4 protein-coding genes are annotated in these 6,077 nt (G+C 63.4%); 2 read left to right on the top strand and 2 right to left on the bottom strand.

From position 1 onward, the window contains the following. Positions 1–1,217, top strand: a 1,217-nt coding sequence (locus K6T84_RS23605; RefSeq protein ID WP_329786969.1) for a hypothetical protein, incomplete at its 5' end; no start/stop codon positions are given. A gap of 42 nt (positions 1,218–1,259) precedes the next feature. Beyond that, positions 1,260–2,120 carry a hypothetical protein gene (locus K6T84_RS23600; protein ID WP_329786968.1) on the top strand — a complete coding sequence of 287 codons (861 nt, stop codon included), beginning with the start codon at positions 1,260–1,262 and terminating at the stop codon, positions 2,118–2,120. 92 nt (positions 2,121–2,212) lie between these two features. On the opposite strand, the gene K6T84_RS23595 is transcribed toward K6T84_RS23600, so the two are convergent. Together K6T84_RS23595 and K6T84_RS23590 are read right to left on the bottom strand one after the other, a co-directional pair. Then, complete coding sequence (locus K6T84_RS23595; RefSeq protein WP_329786967.1) at positions 2,213–5,332, bottom strand: type I restriction endonuclease subunit R; 3,120 nt, start codon at positions 5,330–5,332, stop codon at positions 2,213–2,215. Positions 5,333–5,335: 3 nt separating this feature from the next. Further along, positions 5,336–6,019, bottom strand: coding sequence for a restriction endonuclease subunit S domain-containing protein (locus K6T84_RS23590; protein ID WP_329786966.1), 684 nt, complete (start codon positions 6,017–6,019; stop codon positions 5,336–5,338). Between the last annotated feature and the right edge of the window lie 58 nt (positions 6,020–6,077).

Raw genomic sequence — 6,077 nt, 5'->3', positions numbered from 1 at the left:
ACCGAAACGGAGGTCGCCTGAAACACCCCGATCCACAGGTATTGACAATTCCTCAACTCGTCCGGGTGTCTGTCAGTACGTATCCGTATAGTGCGGGCTCGTCGGAACTACAAATGGAGGCCACGTTGGGTTACGCAATCGAGTGGGACGGCCACACGGTCACGCTTCCGCCGGTAGGCGATTCGATCGATGACGGGCTCTCCTTCACCACTTGGGATGACGCATATCTGCGGTTCGCGCGCTACGCAGCGGACACGTTCAACGCGGGCCCCGAAGGTCAGGCCCTGACTCTGGCCCCTGTCGCTCTCATACCCCGCCCGGACAACGAGCACGATCCGCATGCCGTGTCGGTCGCGAGGCCGCGAGCCACTGGCGGCGACATCGACGACCGCCACATGGGTTTCCTGTATCGCCGCCTCCTGGACTACCTGCCGGACAACGCGATCCCACTGCTGGCTGAAATGTCTGGCGGTGAGGTCAACTGCACCGTCATTATCGAGCGGGATGAAGCGGACTACGACGGCCTGGACTTCGACGACCCAGACGACCTACCTTGTGCCTACGGTGAGGCCGCACTCGCCTTACCCTCATTCGCCGAGCTGGCGTACGCGGTGCACAGCTTTTTGATCGCGCGCGGCATTGACCCCGACATCGAAGGGCGAGAGCGCACGAGTCATGTTCTCGAACGGTTACGCACATTCCCCGCGCAGGCCGCTCCTCTCGGTCCGCTGTCGGTTGCAGTACGCGAAGGCAGGGCAGGTCAGCCAAGTTCGTTGGTCGTGCGCGCCGGGGATACCGCGATCGGATCTGTCGCTCTGGGCTACCTGTTCCTCGACGACGAGCGCCTTCGCCCCGCCGTGCTCGACGGGTTGCGCGAGCTAGGTGTGCCGGCGGCTGCGCCCACGGATCCGCGACGCGAAGCTGTAAGCACCGAATGGCAACCCGGCGCCGTCCCCAACGTGCGTGTGGACTGGCGCCCGGGTGGGCTGAAGCTGCGGTGGGCCGAGCCGGACGGACCTTCATCACGAACGACCTTCGCCCAGTACAACCCGACAACCGAGACACTGTGGGTCGAAGACGAGCGGCTGATCGCACCCGCGTGTGCGTTCGCCGCTCGCCTTGGTATCCCGGTCGACGACATCGGGCTGCCGCCGCTGAGATGGACACTGCGCGAGCGGGTATGGCGCGGCCACCTGCGTGACCTGTCCTACGAATAGATGAGCATTGAACCCACCTTCCGGCCGCTGAGCCCCGCCGCGATGGACCAGGTGCCGGACACACTGTTCCAGGAGTCAGAGCTGGCACGGATCGCCCAGCCAGCTCACAAGCAGGGCCCCGAACCCACCGCACTGCTGGAACGACTGACCACCCACCGCGGCACCCTCTTTCCCAGCCACACCTATCTCGACACGATCGGCACGTGCCGGGTCTGCGAGCGGTCGGCCGGTGAGTTCCGCACGACCCTGTGCGCGCAGACGCTCGCCTACTGTCACCGGTGCCTCGCCGTGGCAGTCGCTGGTCTGCCGAACATGGCGGCGACGCTCGCCCGGGCAACTGCTCGCGCAACGGTGGCGGTCCGCGCCCTGGCTGACGCCGAGTTCGGCGGCGCGGCGTTCGTCGAGTCCCAGCTGACCACGATCCGCGCAGATCCGCAGCATCCGCTGTCGCCGGCCGACATCGATCACCGGCTGCTCCTGCGTATTGCCATCACACGCGGCCAGCTTCCTTGGACGCACATCCTCATCGATGCCGGGCTGGCCGACGACGGCGTACGGCTCTCGCGCGGCACCGTCCTCAAAGCTGCCGACGGACACCTGTGTCGGTCCCTGCAAGAGAAGGCGGTCGATGACTTCTTCACCCAATACGGGATCGTTCACACGCCCGAGCCAAGGTATCCCTATGACCCGCAGCTGAACCCAAACACCCGCCGCCGGGCTGACTGGCTACTCGAGGACGGCACATTCGTCGAGATGTGGGGTATGCCCAACGATGCCGAATACGCCAAAAAGATGAGCGAAAAGATCGAGCTGGCGGCCCGTCATGGGTTGCACCTAATCGGTCTGACAGTCGACGATATCGGGCGGCTGAGTGACATCTTCGCCGAATGGGCAAAGCACTAGGACGAGATGAATCCCGGCTCGGGCATCGGCCACTACAGACCCTCGCCCGCCGCCTATTCGGCGGGGCAGATCAAGTGCCGCTACCGTTTTCGTCACCGCGAAGCAAGATCCTCACCATCCGACGCCACAACTTGATAGAACCATTTCGCGATGTCGGAGATCAGGTGTGTCCGCCCGGGCGCGTTAGTGAAGAAGTAGTCGCTCATCTTCTCGTGTGCGCCTTGGTTGTCGGCGACTGCACCGGTGACGGCGTCGTCGAAGTCGGGGGATTCGATGAATTGTTTGGCTGTGTTGACCTTCGCCTGCTGTATCAGCTCGTGGTCGTCGAGCAGGGCCCGCAGCAGAGCTTCGAGGAATGAGACCCGTTGTGATTCGGTGAAGTCTTCGGATCCGAATAGGTCGTTGAGTCTGTCGAGGACCTGCTGGAAGGCGACCATCTTCGGGTCTCGCTTCTCACCGGAGCCCGCGGCGGTCACGCCAGTCAGTCCGACCCGCGCGCCCAGGCTGATGTCGATTCTGCCCTGGTCGACTTGTTTGACCTGTTTGAGCACAACGTCGGTCAGGTCGATAGGTGCGGTGTAGTTGTCGGGCTGGATGACCCGTTCGAGGTGGCGCAGGTAGATCTGCTTTTTCTCCAGGCCCGGGTCGCCGTAGTCGATGATCTGCGACATGAAGTCATACAGGCGTACGAAGGATCCGACGTCCTTGCGGAACATGTCCAGCTCCGCCAACGCCGCCTTGTCGCCCTCACCGCCGTTGTGGATCAGTGCCGCTTGGTAGCGCTCGGCGAAGCGTTTCTTACCGGGATCGACCGCCGCGGCCAGGGCGTTGTTGCCCTTGCCTTTCACGAATGCTTCTGCGCACTGGTCGATCTCGGCTTGGGTGTAGATGCCGGCGGTGTCGAGTTTGACGGCCAGATCGTGCACCAGGTTCGGGTCGGTCTCGGTTTCCAGGAATGCGTCGGTGAAGTACGGCTCGAATGCCTCCCGGATCGCCGCGGGCTCGTTGACGAAGTCGACGACTTGGGTCATCGCGGCGGTCTTGGGCACGCCCGAGGGGGTGCGGTAGGTGCGGTTGAGTCGCGAGAGGGTCTGTACCGCGGTGACACCGGAGAGGATCTTGTCGACGTACATGGCGCACAGCAGGGGCTGGTCGAATCCGGTCTGGAACTTGTTGGCGACGATCATGACCTTGTACTGGTCACCCTGAAATGCGGTGCGCAGATCGCGTACACCGAGATTCATGGTGGCCTCGGAGAAGTCGTCGGGGCCGGACTCGGCGTCCTGCACGACGCCGGAGAATGCGACCAGGGTTCCGTAGCCGTAGCCCTTTTGCGCGATGTAGGTGTCGATCGCGAGCTTGTAGCGCACAGCGGCCTTACGGGAGTCGGTGACGACCATCGCCTTGGCGTGCCCGTCGAGCAGGTCGGCGACGTTGGCGCGGAAGTGCTCGACGATGATCGCGGCTTTCTGGGTGATCGTCTGCGGGTTGAGCTTGACCCAGCGCATCACCTCCTTGGTGGCCTGGGCCTGGTCGACCTCGCCGGCGTGGGTGGCGTTCTGCCCGATCTGGAACGCCAGTTTGAACGAGTGGTATCCGGTCAGCACGTCGAGGATGTAGCCCTCCTCGATGGCCTGCTTCATGGTGTAGACGTGAAACGGTGCCGGCAACTCATCGGGCGAAGGCCTGCGGCCGAACAGCTCGAGTGTCTTGGCTTTCGGAGTGGCGGTGAAGGCGAAGTAGGAGATGTTCGCCGACTCAGCGCGCTCGGTGGCCTCGACAGCAAGCACCGCCTCGACGTCGACGGCGCCGCCGTCTTCGATGTCCGCGATTTCCTCGGCTGTCAACACAGCTTTCAACTTGCCTGCGATCTGCCCGGACTGCGACGAGTGGGCCTCGTCGGCGATGACGGCGAACGTCTTGCCTTTGAGTCCCTTGTTCTTGCGGATCTCCTTCATCGCAAATGGGAACGTCTGGATGGTGACGACGACGATCAGCTTGCCGTCGGTCAGCGCTTTCGCCAGCAACCCGGACTTGGAGCCCCCGGCTTTTGCTGCCTCGTCGCGGTCGATCGCCACGACGATGCCCTGGTCGTTGTCGATCTGCTTGATCGCGTCCTGCAGCTGCGCGTCGAGGACGTTGCGGTCGGTGACCACGATGACCGAGTCGAAGACCTTCTCGTTGTCGATTTGCAGGCGCGCCATTCGGTGCGCGGTCCAGGCGATCGAGTCGGTCTTTCCCGACCCGGCGGAGTGCTGGATCAGGTACCGGTGCCCGACGCCTTCGGTGGTGACCGCGGCGGTGAGTTCGGTGACGGCCTCCCACTGGTGGAACCGCGGGAACCGCAGGGTCGACGACTTGGTGGTCTTCCCGCTGATCGGGTCGGTCGAGGTCTCGTGCTTGATGTACATCAGGCGGCCCAGGATGTTCAGCCAGGCATCGCGCTGCAGGACCCGTTCCCACAGATACGAGGTCCGTGAACCGTTGGGGTTCAGTGGATTCCCTGCACCACCGGCCTCGGTCCCGCGGTTGAACGGCAGGAAGTGCGTCTTCTCACCGATCAGGCGCGTGGTCATCCACACCTCGTCGTTGGACACCGCGAAGTGCACCAGCGCCCGCGTGCCGGACTCGAACAGTGGCTGCCGCTTCGCGGTCGCGGGGTCCTTCGGCAGGCGGGAGGTGCGGTACTGGGTGATCGCGTCGGCGACGGTCTGGGTGAAGTCGGTCTTGAGCTCCGCGGTCGCGACCGGCAAGCCGTTGACGAAGAACACCAGGTCCGCCGACCGGTTGTCGGCGGTGGAGAAGTGCACCTGCCGCATCACCCGCAGCCGCACCGCGGCGTAGTCGGCGTTGCGCTTCGAGTTGAGCGTGGACTCCGGCCGGAACACGCACATCTGGAACTTCGCCGCCAGATGCGAGAACCCCTTCCGCAACAGGTTCAGGGTGCCGCCGCCGTTCTCCAACGGTGTATCAAGGACTTTCACGATCCGGTCCAGCAGCTGCTCTTGCTGCTTGGCGAGGTCCTTGGAGCCCGGCTTGACCACCTTCGCCAGCTGGTCGGGCTGCGTGTCCGCCAGCCACCCGAGCACGTCTCCGGGGAACAGCGCCCGCTCCTTGTCGTAGCCGGTGTCGTTCGGGGAGTACAGCCAGCCGTGGGCGGCGAGGTACTCGGCAATCTCCTTCTCGAACTCGATCTCGTTGTGCTGTGCCATGTTTCAGGCTACCTCCCCGCGCATGTCGATCTGCCCGGTTACCGCTGCGGTGATCAGCGCCGACCGGCGCTCCCGCGCGAGCTCGATGAACCGCTCGGTCTCGGCGATCAGTGTGTCGACCTTCGATGTCTGCTCATCGATGTACGCAACAATCCTGCGCTGCTCGTCGATCGGGGGACGGAGCCACGGCGCTTCACCGAGCTCCTCTCGGTTGATTTTGGGCATCTTCACACGTTGAGACGCCAGGGTCGCGAAGGTGTGGAACGGGCGTGCGAGCATGTAGTACTGCAGGTAGCGGTGATCATCGTCTTTGCGACTGGACATGGCATACATGTCAGCACTGGTCAAACAGTCCTCGTCAGCCACAGCTACCTTGTTAAGCGCCGGCCGGATCTTCGAATAGAGCAGTTGCCCTGCCGATGCTACGTACTTCCCGCTGTCAGCACCTTGCATACGCGCCGTTTCTCTACCGATGATGGCGCCTGTGCCGCTTTCAACGTGGTTCGGTGCGACGAGAATCATGTCTGCCCAGGGATCTTCTGTAGGGTCAACTTGACCGCCGTTGATCTCAACATCCCGACTGAAGCGGCCCAGTGTCCAGTGTCCTGGGACTGCGCCTAGATAGACGTTCCCGCTGTCGACCAGCGGAGCGTCGTCGATGCCGGTAATCACCGCGTCGGTTATCACAGCGGCGAGGAATTGTCAATACCTGTGGATCGGGGTGTTTCAGGCGACCTCCGTTTCG

Source organism: Mycobacterium zoologicum (genome assembly GCF_020181635.2).
GTDB lineage: Bacteria > Actinomycetota > Actinomycetes > Mycobacteriales > Mycobacteriaceae > Mycobacterium > Mycobacterium zoologicum.
Note: the sequence above shows the minus strand (reverse complement) of the source record. Positions and strands in the feature narration are given on the sequence as shown.